This window comes from Segatella copri, from assembly GCF_024330485.1.
Taxonomy (GTDB): Bacteria; Bacteroidota; Bacteroidia; order Bacteroidales; family Bacteroidaceae; genus Prevotella; species Prevotella copri_L.
Genome location: NZ_JANDWX010000001.1, coordinates 384141 through 403987, shown reverse-complemented (window position 1 = coordinate 403987; position 19847 = coordinate 384141). Strand labels below are relative to the sequence as shown.

Annotated in this window: 18 protein-coding genes; 8 read left to right on the top strand and 10 right to left on the bottom strand. The window is 46.0% G+C overall.

What is annotated here, in order from left to right; translation table 11 throughout:
• Positions 1-14: 14 nt before the first annotated feature.
• The 7 genes from NNC77_RS01605 to NNC77_RS01575 all read right to left on the bottom strand — a co-directional run bounded on the left by NNC77_RS01605 (position 15) and on the right by NNC77_RS01575 (position 5260).
• A complete protein-coding gene (locus NNC77_RS01605; protein WP_254969782.1) occupies positions 15-1208 on the bottom strand; it encodes a BspA family leucine-rich repeat surface protein in 1194 nt (397 codons plus the stop codon).
• The gene (locus NNC77_RS01600; RefSeq protein WP_254969783.1) at positions 1177-2739 is read right to left on the bottom strand and encodes a BspA family leucine-rich repeat surface protein; all 1563 of its coding nucleotides are present in this window, start codon (positions 2737-2739) and stop codon (positions 1177-1179) included. Before NNC77_RS01600 ends, NNC77_RS01605 begins: the two co-directional genes overlap by 32 nt.
• Before the next feature lie 149 nt (positions 2740-2888).
• Entirely contained in the window at positions 2889-3011 is a 123-nt protein-coding gene (locus NNC77_RS01595) for a hypothetical protein (protein ID WP_254963584.1), read from the bottom strand.
• A 498-nt stretch (positions 3012-3509) separates the two neighbouring features.
• A complete protein-coding gene (locus NNC77_RS01590; protein WP_234563752.1) occupies positions 3510-3950 on the bottom strand; it encodes an aspartyl protease family protein in 441 nt (146 codons plus the stop codon).
• Entirely contained in the window at positions 3937-4110 is a 174-nt protein-coding gene (locus NNC77_RS01585; RefSeq protein WP_182429537.1) for a hypothetical protein, read from the bottom strand. Before NNC77_RS01585 ends, NNC77_RS01590 begins: the two co-directional genes overlap by 14 nt.
• Before the next feature lie 95 nt (positions 4111-4205).
• Entirely contained in the window at positions 4206-4544 is a 339-nt protein-coding gene (locus tag NNC77_RS01580) for a nucleotidyltransferase domain-containing protein (RefSeq protein WP_153082024.1), read from the bottom strand.
• A 77-nt stretch (positions 4545-4621) separates the two neighbouring features.
• Positions 4622-5260, bottom strand: a complete 639-nt coding sequence (locus tag NNC77_RS01575) for an HU family DNA-binding protein (RefSeq protein WP_254969784.1) — start codon at positions 5258-5260, stop codon at positions 4622-4624.
• 438 nt (positions 5261-5698) lie between these two features.
• On the opposite strand from NNC77_RS01575, the gene NNC77_RS01570 reads away from it, so the two are divergent.
• Entirely contained in the window at positions 5699-7006 is a 1308-nt protein-coding gene (locus tag NNC77_RS01570) for an exonuclease SbcCD subunit D (protein WP_254969785.1), read from the top strand.
• Entirely contained in the window at positions 7003-10458 is a 3456-nt protein-coding gene (locus tag NNC77_RS01565; protein WP_254969786.1) for an AAA family ATPase, read from the top strand. Before NNC77_RS01570 ends, NNC77_RS01565 begins: the two co-directional genes overlap by 4 nt.
• 120 nt (positions 10459-10578) lie before the next feature.
• Here the strand turns inward: NNC77_RS01565 and NNC77_RS01560 are convergent, their stop codons facing one another.
• On the bottom strand, positions 10579-12096 hold the full coding sequence (locus NNC77_RS01560) for an RNA-binding domain-containing protein (protein WP_234563756.1): 1518 nt from the start codon (positions 12094-12096) through the stop codon (positions 10579-10581).
• Between the two features lie 303 nt (positions 12097-12399).
• On the opposite strand from NNC77_RS01560, the gene cysD reads away from it, so the two are divergent.
• The 5 genes from cysD (at position 12400) to NNC77_RS01535 (ending at position 17428) form a co-directional block, all read left to right on the top strand.
• Complete coding sequence (gene cysD / locus NNC77_RS01555; RefSeq protein ID WP_371318253.1) at positions 12400-13308, top strand: sulfate adenylyltransferase subunit CysD; 909 nt, start codon at positions 12400-12402, stop codon at positions 13306-13308.
• A gap of 124 nt (positions 13309-13432) precedes the next feature.
• Positions 13433-14698, top strand: a complete 1266-nt coding sequence (locus NNC77_RS01550) for a sulfate adenylyltransferase subunit 1 (protein WP_234563757.1) — start codon at positions 13433-13435, stop codon at positions 14696-14698.
• A gap of 69 nt (positions 14699-14767) precedes the next feature.
• Positions 14768-15493, top strand: a complete 726-nt coding sequence (locus tag NNC77_RS01545; RefSeq protein WP_234563758.1) for a phosphoadenylyl-sulfate reductase — start codon at positions 14768-14770, stop codon at positions 15491-15493.
• A gap of 203 nt (positions 15494-15696) precedes the next feature.
• Positions 15697-16578, top strand: a complete 882-nt coding sequence (gene pstC / locus NNC77_RS01540; protein ID WP_119230060.1) for a phosphate ABC transporter permease subunit PstC — start codon at positions 15697-15699, stop codon at positions 16576-16578.
• A gap of 10 nt (positions 16579-16588) precedes the next feature.
• Entirely contained in the window at positions 16589-17428 is an 840-nt protein-coding gene (locus NNC77_RS01535) for a PstA family ABC transporter permease (protein WP_234563759.1), read from the top strand.
• Between the two features lie 164 nt (positions 17429-17592).
• On the opposite strand, the gene panD is transcribed toward NNC77_RS01535, so the two are convergent.
• Positions 17593-17937: an aspartate 1-decarboxylase gene (gene panD, locus NNC77_RS01530; protein WP_117692769.1), complete on the bottom strand. Its 345-nt coding sequence runs from the start codon at positions 17935-17937 to the stop codon at positions 17593-17595.
• A gap of 61 nt (positions 17938-17998) precedes the next feature.
• Positions 17999-18850 (bottom strand): pantoate--beta-alanine ligase, encoded by an 852-nt coding sequence (gene panC / locus NNC77_RS01525; protein ID WP_022120920.1) that lies wholly within the window; start codon positions 18848-18850, stop codon positions 17999-18001.
• A gap of 174 nt (positions 18851-19024) precedes the next feature.
• Between panC and NNC77_RS01520 the strand changes: the two genes are divergently transcribed.
• The gene (locus tag NNC77_RS01520; RefSeq protein ID WP_118151913.1) at positions 19025-19837 is read left to right on the top strand and encodes a glycogen/starch synthase; all 813 of its coding nucleotides are present in this window, start codon (positions 19025-19027) and stop codon (positions 19835-19837) included.
• Positions 19838-19847: the final 10 nt, after the last annotated feature.

Below are 19847 nucleotides of genomic sequence, written 5' to 3'. Positions count from 1 at the left end.
ATTCTCAGTTCTTTTTATTTGATGATAACTTTCATTGTCTTGCTGCCACGCTTCACGATGTTGATGCCCTTCTGAGGAGCGCTGAGGCGATTGCCCTGCAGGTCATAATATACAGCCTTATCGTCTGCAATAGTGTTGAGGCTGTCGATGGCTGTTGTGTTGTCACCGATGGCGATGCTGAACATCTTAGCACCAGCAGATGATGAAGTGTTGTCTACCATGTAAGCACGGAAAGGCATGCTGCCCACTTGTGTTGTGCTTGTGTTCTCCAACAACTTGGTAGGGTTCATCAGTTTGTCGCCCTTCACGATGTAGCAGTTGTTGTCAGCATCCTTGTCGAACACCTTTTGGGTATAGATGCCCTGGAGCTGATAGTTACCATCAGCAGCAGACACTACCTTTTGCGCAATCTCCTTGTTAGCTTCAGAGATGCTGAGAGTGGTCTCACCGTTGTTCATTTTGATGATAACAGGAGTGCCAGCTGCGATGCTTGTCGTAATCTCTTCAAGCTGAATGGTGCTTGTACTCTCGTTAGCCGAAAGAAGCTTGAAGGCACGGAAGTTCTTATCTGCAAGCGATACCTCGAAAGGCAAGCAGAGCGTAGCCCATATGGTGCCTTCCTTCATTTCACGGCTATAAGATGCAGCCTTGGCTGAGAACGGTTCGTAAGCCACGAAGTCCTTTTCATCGTCAAGAGCAAGACTCGCTGCTGTAAGAGTTTCTCCTGATGCTCCAATCTTTTCGTCGCCATTCTTACCTACCAGCTTGCTGAAGTAGCCAGTCTTGTAGTTGGCATATTTGTAGTTGGTCTTGCTACCGTCATAGCCGTTGAGTTTTTCGCAACCATAGAACATATCATTACCATTAGTAACCTGGTTCGTAACAAACTTATCGCTGGCGTAGATGGTTGTGAGGGCTTTGCAGATATAGAACATACGGCTCATACTTGTCACTTTCGCTGTGTTGAAGCTAGAGAGGTCGAGAGATTCGAGAGCGTAGCAGTCCCTGAACATAGATGACATGTTTTCTACATTCTCGGTGTTAAGATACTCAATACCTTCTATTGTGGTCAGATTCTCGCATCCTCTGAACCACGAAAAACAGCTTGTTGGTCTTGTATTGGCAAACGAAGCATCGAAGACCACTTTTTTGACATAAGAGTTTTTAGAAATCCATTCAGGAGTATTTCCCCCCCTCATTAAGCTCATAAGCTCCTTCGGGCTTGAATCCCTTGTAGCTGAATGTAAGAGTTCCTGTAGCATCGTCAAACATGGCATACCCACGTCCATAAGTAAAGTAACCAGTCGGGCCGCAGTTGGCATAGGTGTGGTCTTCCTTGCTAGAGGAATAGTCTTTGAGGTTGAGGCAATCAGAGAACATACAAGTACTTTCAGTAACCTGATCCGTAACAAACTTATCGCTGGCGTAGATGGTTTTGAGAGCGTAGCAGCTCGAAAACATACCTTTCATATTCGTCACCTTCGCTGTGTTGAAGTTGGTGAGGTCGAGAGATTCGAGAGACCTGCAGTTATGGAACATATAGTACATATCTGTCACATTCTCGGTGTTGAAGTTTGTGAGATCGAGAGATTTGAGAGACCTGCAGTCACCGAACATATAGCGCATATTCGTCACGTTCTCGGTGTTAAAATACTCAATGCCTTCTATTGTGGTCAGATTAGGGCAGTAATCGAACCAATGATCACAGCTCGTTGGTCTTGCATTGGCAAACGAAGCATCGAAAACCACCTTCTTGATATTTTCATTTATAGCAGACCATTCACGATTAAGGTCATAAGCTCTTTCGGGCTTGGAAGGACTGCATTTGAATGTAAGCGTTCCTGTGCTTCCTTCAAACACTGCATAAGCCGGATATAAAAGGCTGGCATAGCTAACCTCTTGAGTGGCATCTGCATCGCTAAAGTATTTGTGGCATACATCACACTGCCAGTGTTCTTTAACTCCATCTTTAGCTTCATGGTAAGTGAGTGTGTGCTTCTTTAGCTCATCAGTCTTATATTTTTTTACTGTTGAGTGGCAAATAGAGCATTTGTATGTGGTATAGCCATGCTCGGTGCAAGTAGTTTCCACAGTTTTTATTGCATTGCCAAGGGCAGACGAGCCATCGGCATTTGTGTGCGTACAAGTTTGGAGTTTGAGTTCAAATTCGCCTACCTGCAACACGTCTCCGCTATGAATAGCCGATATTTCCCATTTGAAATATTTGTAAGATTTACCTCCCCCGCAGGTGAAGTCGTAAGAAGTATAGTTCACATCCTGAAGTTTCGTATCGTTGTTTACCTCCTGAATGAGCGTCCATTCTCCATCTTTGCCCACGTTGTTTCCATAGAGCTTCCACGACATAGGGTTGCGACCTTTACTAGTGAAGTTGTCGTTACCCGTTGTGATGGTGTAGCCCACAGGGACTCCTGCTTTGCTGGCTGCGAAGATGACATTGGCACTACGTGAGAATTTGCAGCACCACTTGGAGAATTTGTCTTTTGTCTTTTTGCCATCAAAGAGTTCCGCATAAGTCTCATTAGGGAAGCCTTGGGGATTACCTGCTAAGGCTGTGAAGGTTACTGTGTTGTCGTAATCTGTCTGCGCCATCATACTGGTAGGCACAAGCAACAACATGAACAACATCAATGGGAACAGAGCGATCCTTCGGAACCTACCTCCCCCATTGTTAATACGGTCGGCATGCGACCCATTGAATTGATTGGTAAATTTTTTCATAAATTAATATTATAATTGTTATTTAAATTTGTCTGCTTATTGTTAAGTTCACTCCAGAAAATACAAGAGGTTTATTAAGAAGATAAATATGGATGCCCCCGATGATAATCAGGGCTAACTCTATCCTTGGGATAGTTTCTATATTTCCTTCATGTTGCAAATATAGTGAATTTCTCCGAAAGAGGGTGCAGCTTTCCCCTGTTCAAATCTTTATCAATCTGAAGTTCATTTATCTGCTGGTACAAAGCTTGCAAATCTATTTTCTTTGCCATATCGGTGTCTCCTAGCCCTATAAATATACTCCACCGATTCCTTAAGCAGAGAAGATTGTTTGTGTTTGTAATGGCTATGATAAAAAGAAAGGCGTAGGAATCATATTACTTTATCCTTGCCTATTGTGGTCCTCGGATGACCTTGGGAACAAAGATAAGAAGCAATAGACCCTACGCCAAACTTGTATATATTGATAGCATAGGACACACCCTCTCCATACGAATGGAAAGGGCACACCTATGCCTCGCGTATATACACGATGAGTAGCCGTCTACCACTGTCTTCATCTGAATCCCTTTTGAAATTTCCGAGGTTCCAATAGATCAGAAGAAAACGTCAGTACACGTCTTTCTTATTAAAATAGGCCAAGCCATGGATTTTTACCTAGCCAGCGACTCATCGCCAGCCATCCACAGCAAGACATCGGCAAAGGTAATAAAAAGAATTGGGATTTGCAAGAAAATCGGAAAGTTTCTTGCAAATCCCAAGGATATTTATTATTTTAAAATAATTTTCTCGTTCGAAGGATGGCGTAACGAGAAACAACTTGCGTTATCTTTGTTTGTAAAGCAGAAATCACATAAACTAATAATGTCCATTCCTATTACAACATCATAATCTTCACTCAACGTTAACATCGCTTCTACGTTTAACGCTGTTGTTCCTGTCGGTAAGCCTAAATGAACCAAAAACGTTTCACGTTTCTCTGTTGTTGTATTATCTGAGACCAAGCATACACCATAAGACTTTAGCCCCAAATCATCAACTACCTTTTGAGATATAAGCGTATTAGTCGCCCCTGTATCCCACATGCAATTAGAAGAGCGAAATATCTTAGGCACAACAATACTCTCATTCATTTCTACAGCCTCACAGACTGCTATTGGCGTCAGAATGGCATCTACCAATCCCTTGCTTTCAAAATTATATGCTGCCATTCAAAACCTCCAACAAATCGCCCTCATACACTTGTGGTCTAGTATGCTTCTTATCATCCATAAAACGAACCACACGTACATAGCCAGAGCGACAAACCTTCGACTTTTCCTTCTTGGAACAATCAAAAGCGTTCTTAAAATCTATAGTAATCTGCTCCATAATTATTTGGACTTTAAATTAAACATCTATTTAACAGTGCAAAATTACATATTTTCCTATAAATAAGACTATTAACACGCACCTTTAACAAAATATTAACATAACTGCAGTCCTTCACTCTCTACATTATTATAAAAAGGACTGCCCTTTTTGCTCTGCCAGTCTTTCATCGAATACACTATCGGGTGAATCATCTGATTGATTTGCCATCCCAATTCCCAAAGAGGATAGGTGTAATTATCATGATCCTGCTCATCTATCTTATCCTTGTTCAAAAGCACAAGGATGTCCCAGTCGGAATCTGCTTTAGCATCCCTTCTAGCCCTTGACCCGAAAAGGATAACCTTGGCATCTTTCGGCATAATCGACTCCGCTTTCTTCTGAATCGACTTGAGTACCTCATCTTCAAGATGTTCCCTTGTTATTGTCGTCATAACACTATCATTTTAATTACACCGCAAAAATACGAAAAAGAATTGAAACTAACAAATATTCTGAGAGATATTTGCATTTATTCTTTCCTCTTCACCCAAACCTTATGGCTGCCACGACCTAGTGAATCTATCGGCGAAGTCTTGTCATTTGTCAGCTCCTTCAGTTCCATAGAGGCGGCAGTACGGCTCAGGTTGTTGATGGAGGCATAATCGCCTAGGGTGAGGACTCCGTTCTCCTCTATCACCTCCAGGGCTCGGGCGATGCGCTCTTCCCTGGAATAGAGTTGCTTACGGATAACCTTTACACCACCCATATCACGCTCCAGGTCACGGTCGGTTTCACGCTTTACATCCTTGACAAACTCAGGGGACGCCTTGAAGTTGATGTCTTTCACTCCCACCTTGCGGTACGTCATCTTATCATCTGGATTCAGAATTTCCCTAGGCTTCTCATCCTCGAAAGCGAGGGAGAGGGAGAAGGTACCGAAACCTTCCAGATTCACGTTGTACCCCATGGAGAGCATGTCTGCCAGCATATCAACCACATCGGTCAATACAGCCTCCGTTGTACTTTCCGAAATACCGCGATGGTAGTTCTGCATCATCTTGACGAACTCTTTTCGGGATAGTGTACGGTTGGTCACCATCTTGGGATAAACTCTGCGCTTGCCATCATAGCGCATATCCCCCATTTCCTGCAATTTGTACTTAGCCATATCAGTTTCCTTTCCTACTTTAGTTTATTAGTATTTCTTATTGCAACAGCCTTTACATCCTATAGTATTTATTGTTATACTTAAGAAGAAAAGACCACAAACCTAGGAAGAAAAGTATTTAATCCTAGGAGAAATCTCCGTTCATAGACATTGAACCGACATTCAAAGTCTATGAACCGCCGTTCAAAGACACTGAACGGACATTCAATGTTTATGAACGAAGATTTCTACCTTGCAAAGATACAACTTTATCAGATATAAAACAAGACTTTTCCTGAATATCTTTACTTTTCCGGCCATAATTCTTCGTTTTTTGAGCTTATTTCTTTGCGTATCCCAAATAATTGTGTTAACTTTGTAGTCAGATTGCAAACCAAAGGCTAAAGGATTGCAAGCCAAAGACAAAGAAAAAGACTAAGATTAGACATCCTTATGAGTATGAAGATATTAGCAACCAGCGACTGGCATCTGGGCAACCTGTTTCACGGCAACGACCGTCTGCCGGAACACAAGCATTTCCTGAAATGGCTCCTGGAACAGATAGCTGGACAAAAACCCGATGCTCTCCTTATCGCAGGAGACATCTTTGATAACGGAAATCCATCGGCAGCGTCACAGACCGTTTATTACGAGTTTCTTGCCGATGCTACCCAACTGTGCCCGAACATGCAGGTCATCATTACCGCCGGCAACCACGATTCCGCCAGCCGACTGGAGGCTCCCCGTCCGCTACTCACCCGATACCACGTGGAAATAAGAGGAAACGTAAGGAAAATCTGGAAGCAGGGAGAAAGCGAGGACGATGATAAAACCGGCGGACATTGGCTCTATTCCTTCGATGACCTCATCATCCCCGTAACCAACGAGGAAGGAGAAGAAGTCATCATCCTCGCCGTACCTTTTCTTAGAAGCGATGTGGTGCAGAACGCCAGCTACTCGCAGGGAGTCAACGACTTTCTGAGAGAACTGACGGCTGAGGCTCGAAAGAAATACCCGGGCAGGAAGTGCATCATAATGGCACACATGTACGCCAAGGGTTCGGATATCGCCAAAAAGGATGCGAGCGAGAAAATCATCATAGGCGGACAGGAGGAAGTGGACCTGGAAGGATGGAACGACCATCCCGACTATATGACTTGCGGACACATCCACAAACGGCAACATATCTGGAACACCGACTGGGCAAGATATACGGGAAGTATCCTCCCGATGTCGTTTGCCGAGAAAGACTACACCCACGGAATCGACCTCATCACCATAGAACACGGAGAAGAGGAGGAGAGAAAAGAAACCGGCAAGAGCAAGGAATGGAAAGTAGATTTCCTGGAATACAAGCCTCAGCACGCCCTCCGCATCCTGCCCGAAGATGAGGAAGAACTGACCTTCAAGAAATGGCAGAAGCTCATCAATTCTGAACTTTCAGAGAGAACTGATGGCGAACTGAGCAACCATTTCGACTACGTGATGCTGAAGGTGAAACAGGAGAAACTGACCAGCGATGACATCAAGGAACTGGAGAAACTCGTCAACGAAAAGGATGCCGTGCTCTGCAAAATCCAGCGTATCATCCCGCAACTGGACCTCTCCACCATCCAGGGTTCCCAGCACATCACCAGCATAGAAGACATCATTAACCGTCCTCCGCTCGACACGCTGAAAGAAGCCTTCGCCATCAGACACAACGCTCCGATGAACGAAAGACAGGAGAAAATGTTATCCGATTTATTAACAACATCATCATTATGAAATTCCTACAACTCGAAATACTCAACCTCGCTTCGCTTGACAAACAGGGTGGCGAGGTCATCAACTTTGAAGAAGGTGCCTTAGGCGAGAGCACCATCTTCAGCATCGTAGGTCCGACGGGAAGTGGCAAGTCTACCCTACTCGATGCTATCTGTCTGGCTCTCTACAACCGCGCCCCTCGCTACCCCAGGAAGAAAGGCGACAAGAACCAGAACATCGAGATTTTCGGGGCTGCCGATGCCAGCGAAAGTAACCGTCTGGCACCTACCGACAGTAGAAACATCCTGACACGTGGCAAGAAAGAGGGTTACAGCAAACTCACCTTCCTTGCCAACAACGGCAGCATCTACCGCGCAGAATGGCACGTCAGATTCCAGAGAGTGCGCTACGAGAACGCCAAGACTGCGCTCTATAAAATCACGAGAAACGGAGAAGAAATAACGGAGGAAGCTGCCGACTGGAACGAGCTGCCGAACATCATCGGACTCGACTACGACCAGTTTCTCCGTACCGTGCTCATCGCCCAAGGCTCGTTTGCCAACTTCCTGACGGCAAAGGAAAACGAACGGTACGAACTCCTGGAAAAGCTCATCGGATGCGAGGAAACTTATACGAACATCGCTACTGAAATCAAGAAGGCGAAAGACCAGGCGACGGATGCCTACAACCAGATGGCAGCATCGGTGGAAGCCGTAAAACAGAACCTGCTGAACGATGAAGAACTCGCCCAACTGAAGGAGGAAATCGCCCGGTTGGAAAAAGCAGAGAAGGAACTCGACAGCCAGTTGCAAGCCATCTCGAAAGACCTGCAATGGTTTGAGGAAAACGATAAGCAAATCAAGCAAATCACTATCTGCCAGACTGATATGAAGCAAGCAGCAGATGCCATTAAAGCGATGCAAGCCCAGATTCTCCGTCTGCAGTTACACGATGAAGTACAGCCTGCCGTCAACCTGCTGCAGGAAGTAGAGCGACAGACGCAAAGCATCCACGAGCAGGAAGAAAACATTCTGAAAGCGGAAGCAAACATCAAAAGTCAAGAGTCTGCCATCAGCGAAAGCGAGAAAACTCTCGCCAATCTGAAGGAAGCAGTAAGCAAGGCACAGGAACAGCTGGAAAAGGCGCTGCCGGTCATCGCTGAAGCAAGAGCGCTGAAAACAAAAATGGAAGCGGCAATGCCGAATCTGAAAGAAAAGAAAGAGGCATTGGAGTTGACTCAGAAAGAGAATCAATCTGCCCAGAAAGACGTGGAGGAAAACGCCCGAAACATCCAAAAATGGGAAGCCGAAACGGAGAAAGCGAACCTTGCTCTCAAAACGACACAGGAAGAGATTGCCAAGCAGAAACTGGTTCTGCACGAAGCAACGCAAGCCGCTGAACAGGCTTGGGAGACGGAAAGAAATAAGACTGCAGGACAGAACATAGAGGAACTGCAGAGCCATAAATCGGCAGCCGAAAAGAAACTGCAGGATGTCCAGCAAGCCATCAAGGTTGTGGCTCATCTTGATACTGCCACAACAGAAAAGCAGAAGAATGAGGAGCGCATCCTGGTCTTGGGCGAGAGAAATGCCAAGATAGATGAGGCGCTGGGCAAATTGTCCATCGAGGCTTTGGAGAAAGAGACCCTGACGCTGAGAAATGCCTATACCCTCATGGTGAGTGAGAAATGGGAGATTCATCGTGCCAACCTGACCGAAGGCAAACCTTGTCCGCTCTGCGGCAGCACGACCCATCCTTATCATACCGACAACAGACAGTTTGAGGAAGCCACTACGGAACTCTCGCAACTTCTGAAAGCCAAGGAGAATCTGCTGAAACTGCAGCAGAAAGAGGAGAAGGATCTTTCCGGCGAGAGAAAACAGAACGACGGCGAAGTACAGACGCTCCAGAAACAACAGGAAAAGCTCTCGGGAGAAATAGCAACTTACGAAGAGGATTGGAAGGCGCTCATCGCCCAGTATCCAAAGATTCCAAAGGCAGAGGCAGAACTGAAATCACTCTTGCCTATCTATGAAAACAAGGCGAAAGATGCGAGCAGCAAACTGAGCCTCTTTAACAAAATTCAGAAAGAGATAGAACGGCTAACCCAACTCAAGGATAAGGCTGTAAAGGATGAAGCTGCGTATGAAAGCAAGGCTTCAACGATACTGAACAAAGCCCAGGAAAGCGCATCAACCTGCGCCACAAAACTGGCTGAGCAAAAAGCACTTACCATCAATCTTATCTCGCAGCAGAAGAGTAAGGAGGAGGCTTACGGGAAAGCCCTTCAGACATGGAATAGCGCCAAGAAGGAAATGGAGGAATGGCAGGAGAAATACAAGCAGATTCTGAATGGAGAAGAACCAGACGCGGCTGAACAAAGACTGACAGCAGCAAAGGATGAGGCAACGAAAGCAGCTGATACTCAGAACGAGAATATCAACAAACTGAAGGCGGAACTCGCCAACAGTAAAGGTTCGCATCAAACCATGCTGTCTCAGAACAAGACGATGAAAGAGAATCTGCAAACGAAGGAAAAGGAACTCGACCTTTGGATTGAGGAAAATAACAAGCAGCTTGAAGAAAAGAGCATCGAAGGAAAAGACTCCGAAGAGGAAGGCATCGAGGAAAGAAGTATCGAACCAAGCCTTATCGACCGAAATACCATCCGAGAGATGCTTCACTCTGCCGAAGACTGGAACGCTATCCGACGGGAAAAGGACGAAAAAGAGAAGGCCGTGGCTTCAACTACCGCCCTTTACCAGAGCGCAGAAAAGGCGCATCAGCAGCACTTGGAACATCAGCCTGCCCAAAGCCGTGATGCTCTCTTAGCCATTCAGCAGGAGTATCAGGAGAGAAGCCAGCGCAACGAACTGATTGCTGCCAACGCCAGGATGCAGAACCATCAGGAAGCCCTCAAACAGTTGGGCGACAAGGCTGAGGCTCTGAAACTCGTAACCCAGGAAAAGGACGACTGGACTGCCATTACGGATGCCATCGGAGCAGACGGCAAGACGCTTCGCAAGATAGCTCAATGCTATACGCTCAGTTTCCTGATAGCGCACGCCAACCAGGAAATCAGAAAGTTCAATAGCCGTTACGAACTGCAACAGGTAAAGCATTCGCTGGGCATCAGAGTCATCGACCACGACCGTGCCGACGATATCCGAGACACCACCTCCCTATCAGGTGGCGAAACCTTCATCGTGAGTCTCGGTCTCGCCCTGGGCCTGTCGGCATTGTCCTCCCGCAATATCTCCTTCGAGAACCTGTTCATCGACGAAGGCTTCGGAACCCTCGACCCAGATACCCTCGCCACCGTCATCGACTCCCTCGCCATGCTGCAAAGTTCGCAAGGCAAGAAGGTGGGCGTCATCAGTCATACCGACACGATGAGCGAGCGCATCACCACCCAGATAAGGATTATCAAGAATGGCAACTCCGGCAGCAGCCATATCGAGATCTATCCGTAACAGAACGAAATATCTGACGATAGCAAGTTATGCTCTGAATAACTCCAAACCATTCGAGTTACTTTAGAAAGCACTTGCTATCGTACAGAAATATATGTATATTATAATACGTTTTATACGTCATTCATTCAATACTACCCAATAACCATTCTTGCGACCTCCTTCACGTTTCAAGACCTGAAATTCTTCCTGTAAAGACTTTAGTTCCTGAGAAATCTTTCTTGCAGATATGCCCATCTTTCTTGCTAATTCTGGTATTGTTAACTTAGCATTCTCAGACAACGCCCCCATGATAAGCATCTGTAATTCAGACAGTTCTTTCTTGCATTCTTTCTTGCATTCTTTCTTGCATTCTTTACCAATAGGCACACCGATATAGTCTAAATTACATGGTATATCTATTAAGAAATATGTACGTTCCTCATCGGTCTCAATTATTGCACGAGGCGAACCGTTTTCCTGCAACTTCTGCTGAATAGTAGGAATCCCCGTAGCTCTACCCTCTGTCAAATTCAATTCCTTTAAGAACTCTCCCAATCGGCGGTTTGTGTATCGACGAGAACGAAGCATACGAGCTTCTTTTATAGCCTGCATAGATATTGTGTGATTAGGTCCTCCAAAATTGAGAATACTAATCTTATCTGGTTCGATAGTTATCTCAACAGGTTCTCTTTCAATATAACTGCGATGATAAAGGCTGTTTACGACAGCTTCTTCCAAAGCTTGATAAGGATAATTATATGTAACAACGGAACGTTCTGTATTCTCTGGCTTATGAATTGTCTTCTGAATAATATTTGTCTTGAGATAATTCATCGTATCACGAATCATCTTAGGCACACAACCCCTTATCGGTGCAACCTCTATCATATTATCAGGATCTTGTAATCTCCCCTTAGGGAATATCACGATTTCAACCTGGGTCATTTTGAAGAATTTCTCAGGATGCTCACAGAACATCATCGCAGCAACATTCTTGACCTTGAAGCCTTCTGGTGTAGTTTCCAACAAGTCCATTTGGTCAAGAACTATTTTCAAGTTTTCACCCGATAGATCTTGATCAGCCAAATCACTACCTACTTCAACAAGAAAGTCTCTCAACAAAGTAGCCGAAATATCCCTAAGACTTATCTGATCATTGCCACGGTCGTCAAAAGGAGTACGATTAGCCAAATTTATCAGCTCACGTTCATACTCATCTTTCGGCACAATGCTACTACTATTATAGCGGATATAATAGTTGAAGTCCTTCTGCTTTGCAGTAATACGATCAGGCACCTTATATGGACGGCGTTCTCCTGCCGTCACTTTGATTACAAGAATAGTCTTGCCATCAACCTCTTCAATGAAAAGACGAGGTTGATAGTATGGACGGATAAGATTATTGTAACCAACCATATCCTTCTCTATCTGTTCTATCAAATTAGGATTAACACCTAAAACAGGACGAACAGCATGACCGCGTTCCTCCTTTACACCAACAATGATATACCCACCACCAGTGTCTTCAAAATCATTGGCAAAGGCACAGATGCTACGATATATTGTATCTGGATTCCAACCTTCCTTGTATTCAAGCTGGTTGCTTTCTACTGCACTTCCACTAAGAAGGCTTTCTATATTTATTGGTAATGCCATGATTTATTAATTTTATATTGTACAAATATACTCTTTTTATTTGATACTAACAACTTCTTTATAATTATTTAGCAATAAAATGAAGATACTATTTTAATAGGTCTATACCAATTACACCTTATTATATATAGGATACATATCCTAATCCATCATACATACCATACGTTTGGCAGCCTTATACCAAATGTATGGTATGTTCTTTACTCCCTGTATGGTAGTCTTTTTACTCCCCATGTGGTATTGCCCAAGTGGGGAAATCGCAGTACCTTTGCACCCAGAAAATAATAATAAAAAAAGACATAGATTATGGACAATAAGACTATCAAACATCTCAAGGAACTGGAGGCAGAATCTATCTACGTGCTCCGCGAAGTAGCTGCCCAGTTCGAACGTCCAGTCATCCTCTTCTCGGGTGGCAAGGATTCTATCGTGATTACATATCTCGCCTACAAGGCATTCTATCCGGCAAAGATTCCATTCCCGCTGTTGCACATAGACACAGGACATAACTTCGAGGAAACCATCCAGTATCGTGATGAACTGGCGAAGAAACTCGGAGCCGAACTCATCGTGGGCAGCGTGCAGGAAAGCATCGACAAGGGAAGAGTGAAGGAGGAAACAGGTTATTATGCTTCCCGCAACAAGCTGCAGACCACTACCCTGCTCGACACCCTGGAGGAATATAAATTCGATGCTGCCATCGGTGGCGCACGAAGAGATGAGGAGAAGGCCCGTGCCAAGGAACGCTTCTTCAGTCATCGTGACGAGTTCGGACAATGGAACCCGAAGAACCAGCGCCCAGAACTCTGGAACATCTTCAACGGCAGAAAGAATATGGGCGAACACTTCCGTGTGTTCCCTATCTCCAACTGGACCGAGATGGATGTATGGCAGTATATCTTCCTGGAGAACATCCCGATGCCTTCGCTCTACTTCACCCACGAAAGAGAGGTATTCAACCGCGACGGACAATGGCTCGCAGCCCTGCCTTGCATCAAGCGCAAGCCTACAGAAGAAGTGGTAAAGAAGCTGGTTCGCTGCCGCACCATCGGTGACATTACCTGCACCGGACTCACGGAATCGAAGGCGACAACCGTAGCGGATATCATCGACGAGATAGCTTCAACACGTGTGACAGAACGTGGAGGAAGAGCCGATGACAAGCGAAGCGAAACGGCAATGGAAGACCGCAAGAAGGCGGGATACTTCTAATTTTCAATGTTGAATGTTAAATGTTGAATGTTGAATTAGCATAGCAGTCATATACAGCAAACAACTTAACATTTAACACTTAACATTAAACATTAAACATTAAACACTTAACATTAAAAGAAACATGGATAGAGGTTATTTAGATATGGAGCTGCTCCGCTTCTCTACTGCGGGCAGCGTGGACGATGGAAAGAGTACTTTGATAGGAAGATTGCTTTATGATGGCAAGTCGATTTTCGAAGACCAGTTGGAGGCGGTAGAGGCTGCTAGCAAGAGCCGCGGTAATGAAGAAGTGAACCTGGCTTTGCTCACAGATGGTCTCCGTGCTGAGCGCGAACAGGGCATCACCATCGATGTGGCTTACCGCTATTTTGCTACACCGAAACGCAAGTTTATCATCGCAGATACTCCGGGACATATTCAGTATACCCGCAACATGGTAACGGGTGCTAGTACTGCCGACTTGAGCATCATTCTCATCGATGCACGTCATGGTGTATTGGAGCAGACTGTTCGCCACAGTTATATTTCTTCGTTGCTCGGCATACCACATATTCTGGTGGCTATCAACAAGATGGACCTGGTTGATTTCAGTAAAGATGTATACGACAAGATTGTTGCCGACTACAAGAAGATGTCGGAGGCGCTGGATATCAAGAACGTGGTATTTATCCCTATCAGCGCCAAGGATGGCGACAACGTGGTGAACAAGAGCGACAAGACTCCTTGGTATGAGGGACCTACTCTGCTGAACTATCTGGAGACCGTTCCGGTAGGTCATAAGACGATGAGCGATTTCTTCCGTTTCCCTGTACAGTATGTGATTCGTCCTATCAGCAGCCAGTTCCCAGACTACCGCGGTTATGCGGGCAGAGTAAGCGGCGGCATCATCCGTCCGGGCGACAAGATAAGAGTATTACCATCGGGCACGGAGAGCACCGTGAAGAGCATCGACTTCGTAGAGGAACACCTGGAGGAGGCGTATGCCCCAATGAGCGTTACCCTGACGCTAAACGATGATATCGACATTTCGCGTGGCGATACCCTCGTAAAGGCAGATGAGAAGCAGCCTAGCATCGAACAGGATATCACGCTGGATGTCTGCTGGTTCAACGAGCGCCCTGCTGCCGTAAGAAACAAATACGTAATCCGTCAGGCAACCTTCGAGACCCAGGGTTTGATTCGCAGCATCAACTATCGCCGCAATATCAACACCTTGGAGAAGGAAGAAGGAGTATCGGAATTGAAGATGAACGATATTGCCGAGATCACCATCCACACCGCCAACCCATTGGTATTCGATAAATATACGGAGAATAAGGTAACAGGCAGCCTCATCTTCATCGACCCGGATACGAACGAGACCGTGGGAGCGGGACTTATTAAATAATGTTGAATGTTAAATGTTGAATGTTGAATGTTCAAAGTAATATAGAGTAATCATAAAGTTCAAAGTTCAATGATCAAAGTTCAAAGTAATATAAAGGATTTGGTTCCGGAACTCAATAAGAAATTCAGCGATGCGCCTGCCGAGGATATTGTCGGTTATTTCCTTCAGGCATTCAAAGGGCGCATCGCTCTTTCTTCTTCCCTCAGCATCGAGGACCAGACGCTTACCGACATCATCGTGAAGATAGATAAGTCTGCCCGCATCTTCACACTCGATACAGGCAGACTCTTCCCGGAGACCTACCAGCTCATCGACAAGACCATCATGACGTATGGCATCAACCTGGAAGTATTCTTTCCAAACTATGAGGCGGTGCAGCAGATGGTGAAGGAAGAAGGCATCAACCTCTTCTATAATTCGATAGAAAGCCGACACCGCTGCTGTCAGGTTAGAAAGTTAGAACCGCTGAAGCGGGCGATGCAGGGACTGGATGTATGGATTTGCGGATTGAGAAAGCAGCAGAGCGTAACCCGCAAGGATATGCAGGTAGTGGAATGGGACGACATTCATAACCTGATTAAGGTGAACCCGCTCATCAACTGGAGCGAAGAGGATGTGGAGCAATATGTAAAGAAGCATCATGTGCCTTATAACAAGCTGCAGGACAAGGGATATCCGAGCATCGGTTGCCAACCTTGTACAAGGGCCATCAAGCCAGGCGAGGATATCCGAGCCGGAAGATGGTGGTGGGAATCGCCGGAGCATAGAGAATGCGGACTGCATCAGAGAAGCTAGGAGTTAAGTTAAGTGAAGAGTGAAGAACGAAGAGTGAAGAAACAACGTTCGACGGACGAAGTGAAAGTAAATTCAAATGTTTTAGGAAGGGAATGAGCATGAAGAATTTAATCATCAACATTTTAGAGGCAGCAGTATTTCTACTGTTGGGATTGGGCGCTAGTCTGCTCAAATAATTCTTGGAAAAGAAAAATAATACGAGTATGGATTATAGAATAGCAAAGGATAAGATAGCAGGACAGGTGATGTTTCTCTTGACCATCGCCTCCATATTCCTGGTAATCATCATGGCGGTGGGACTGTTTATCAAGTCGGAACCGATATTGAGCCAGTATAATCTGTGGGAACTCCTCACGGAGAGCAACTGGCGACCGATGGAAGGCAAGTTCGGATTCCTGCCTTTCCTCGCCGGCACCTTCTGGTGTACGGCACTCGCCATTCTTATCGCCCTCCCCATCTCCCTACTCATGGCCATCTATCTCACGGAATACGCCCACCGCAGCATCCGGAAATACGTATATCCGCTGCTCGATATTCTTGCCGGATTGCCTTCCGTCATCTATGGCGTATGGGGGAGCCTACTCATCGTGCCTTGGGTTTCGAAACATGTTGCTCCCCTCTTCGTGGAGTTTTCTTCGGGATATACGGTTCTGGCGGGCGGCATCGTATTGAGCGTGATGATCATCCCGCTTCTGGTGAGTCTGTTTATGGAGATATTCGATAACATATCAACAGATTTGAGAGAAGCTTCGCTCTCGCTGGGCGCCACGCAATGGCAAACCATCAAGCATGTTGTGCTGAGAAAGGCACGACCGGGAATGATTGCCGCTGTAGTCTTGGCGCTGAGCCGAACGCTGGGCGAAACGATAGCTGTACTGATGGTGTGCGGAAACCTCGCCATCGTTCCGGGCAGCGTGCTCGATGCCTGCTACCCGATACCGGCACTCATCGCTAACAATTATGGTGAAATGCTTTCAGTTCCGCTTTATGACAGCGCCCTGATGTTTGCCGCCTTCCTGCTGTTTTTCGTGGTAGTTATTTTGAATCTCGGGTCGAGAATCGTGCTATTAAAGGTAAAAGAGTAAAAAAAGGCTTATGAAATACTTGGAAGAAAGAATTGTGAAATTACTGATGCTCGGGTCGATAGGCATTGTGGGCTTCTTCGTACTAAGCGTTCTCTGGACCATCTTTAAGCGAGGCTTTCCTGTGCTCTCCTGGGAGATGGTGAGCCAGTTGCCTAGCGGCGGCTTCTATCTGGGCGGCAAGGGCGGATTCCTCAATGCCATCGTGGGCAGCCTTTATATCGTGGGCGGCTCTACCTTGCTCGGTCTGCTTATCTCGCTGCCCGTAGTGTTCTATATGAATGTATATCTCAAGCCTAATTCAAAATTCGGATACATCGCCCGTCTGGCTTATGATACCCTCTTCGGAATTCCTAGCATCGTATATGGCTCCTTTGCCTTTACGCTGATGGTTTGGCTGGGCATCAGGGCATCGCTGGGCGGAGGTATTCTCGTCACCACCCTGCTCATCGTTCCGATACTCATCCGTTCGATGGACGAAGTGGCAAAGACGATTCCGCAGGAGATACTCGATTCCTCCTACAGTCTGGGTGCCACGAGGATAGAAACCATCAGTGTAGTACTGAGACAGATAGCCCCAGCCATCGCTACCGCCACCTTATTAAGTATAGGTAGAGCCATTGGCGATTGTGCCGGAGTGATGTTTACGGCAGGATTCTCCGATCATATTCCTCATGGACTGAACCAGCAGGCAGCCACCCTCCCATTGAGCGTGTTCTTCCAGTTGAGCGCCCCGCAGGAGGATGTTCAGAACAGAGCCTACGCCGCTGCTGTGGTACTCACCATCATCGTATTGGTGTTGAGTTTCGGAGGCAGGTTCATCATGAGTCATTTCTCGAAGAATAAAATATAATCGCCCTGCAAAGGCAAAAGCTTTTGAAATTTTAAAGCTTTTGCCCTTACAGGGCGACATTGTTGCTTACATGTTAACCCAGGGTGTTGCCCTGGGCTAGGAGCTTCTGCCCTTTCAGGGCGTGTGGGGAAGAAAACCAAAACGCGATGCAGGGCGTGTTGGGATTAAACCTTATTTCCCTCTTTAGGGAAAACCACGGTTGGTTTGAAGGTCTTAGCCTCCTCAAAGTCCATCAGGGCATAAGCGATGATGATAACGGTATCGCCCACCTGCACCTTGCGGGCTGCAGCACCGTTCAGGCAGATACAACCGCTGCCACGCTCACCCTTGATAATATAGGTCTCCAAGCGCTCACCATTGTTGTTGTCTACAATCTGAACCTTCTCGCCTGCAATCAGATTGGCAGCGTCCATCAAGTCCTCATCGATGGTGATGCTACCCATATAATTCAGGTTAGCCTCAGTTACGGTCACACAATGGAGCTTACTCTTCAATACTTCTATCTGCATTGTTCTGTTATTACTTGATCTGTTACGGATTAAACTTAATAAAGAATATCTATAGAGGAATTTATCCTTTATACTTGATATGGTCGATGAGACGGATAGGAGTCTTACCGCAATAAACGGTGATGCAACCTACCACGTATGCACTATCCTCCCATGAAGAAACATCCTGCAGGCTGTCGCCATCCACAATCTGGAAATACTCTACCTCCAGACCCTCTACAGCATTGATGTCGGCAACCACCTTATCGTGAGTTTCCTGTACAGTATGAGTCTTGGCATACTCCACACTCTCCTTCAGGGCCTTATAGATGTTTGGCGCAATGGCACGCTCATCAGGAGCCAGCAAAGTATTACGGCTGCTCTTAGCCAAACCATCCTCATCACGGACAATAGGACACTCCACAATCTGCACATCGCTGTTGATGTACTTCACGAGCTGCTTGATGACAGCAATCTGCTGCCAATCCTTCTCACCGAAATAAGCACGAGTTGGTCGAACGATATAGAAAAGACGGCTCACTACCTGACATACACCATTGAAATGACCCGGGCGCTTGGCACCCTCCATCACGGTAGAAACAGGTGGAAACTCAAAGTGGCGTGTATCAGGTGTAGGATACATCTCCTTCACCGATGGTGCAAACACATAGTCAGCACCACAAGCCTCCAAGAGCTTGCAGTCAGCATCGAGGGTACGAGGATAGCGATCCAAGTCACCCTGATCATTAAACTGTGTAGGATTCAGGAACACAGAAACTACAGTCACGCCATTTTCCTTTACACTGCGCTTAACAAGAGAGGCGTGACCCTCATGCAGCGCACCCATAGTTGGCACAAGGCCGATTTCCTTTCCCTCCTTACGACACATGAAGAGTTCGTTCTGGAGGTCAACAATCTTATTGAATACTTTCATCGTCATAATCTGTTTTCGGGTGCAAAATAACAACTTTTTTCTCAAATGAGAAAGAAAAAACCTAAAAATATGCGAATTATTGCCGAAAATAATGAATTTCGGAGAAAAAATGCCCCTATTTGAAGTTTTTTTTGTACCTTTGCACGTAATTCGTAAGAATAAAATTTAAATTTTATGGCAAAAAAAGTATTATTTATCAATCAGGAGATCGACCCATACGTAGCCGAGTCTCACATGTCAATCATGGGACGCGAACTGCCTCAGAAGATGCAGGAAGCAGGTTTTGAGATCCGCACCTTCATGCCTAAGTGGGGCACCATCAACGAGCGTCGCGGACAATTGCACGAGGTCATTCGCCTGTCTGGTATGAACCTTATCATAGATGATACAGACCATCCGCTGATCATCAAGGTTGCATCTATACCAACAACACGACAGCAGATTTATTTCATCGATAATGACGACTATTTCAAGAGCCGCCAGATGGGCACCGATGAAAACGGAAAAGAATATGCCGACAACGGAGAAAGAGCTATCTTCTTTGCACGTGGTGTATTGGAAACCGTCAAGAAGCTCCGCTGGCAGCCTGATGTAATCGTCTGCCAGGGTTGGGCTAGCGCAGTAGTGCCATTCTATGTAAAGACAGCCTACAGCGAAGAGCCTTCATTTGCAGAATCAAAGGTGATTACCGCTCTCTATACCAACGAACTCAAGGGTGAACTGGGTACCAACTTCAAACGTTGCGTTGCCTTCCGCGATGCCAAGTCTGAACTGCTCGACAGCTATCAGGACGACTTCAACTTCATTGAGCTCGGCAAACTCGCCATCGACTATAGCGACGGTGTGGTAGAAGGTGAAGAAGAAGCTAACCAGATTCTCTTTGATTATGCGAAGGAGAAGAACAAGCCTGTACTGGCGTATCCGGGAGAAGATATCCAGGAGCCATACGCAGACTTCATCAACAAGGTTTGTCCTGACGCAGAATAAGATTCCGACA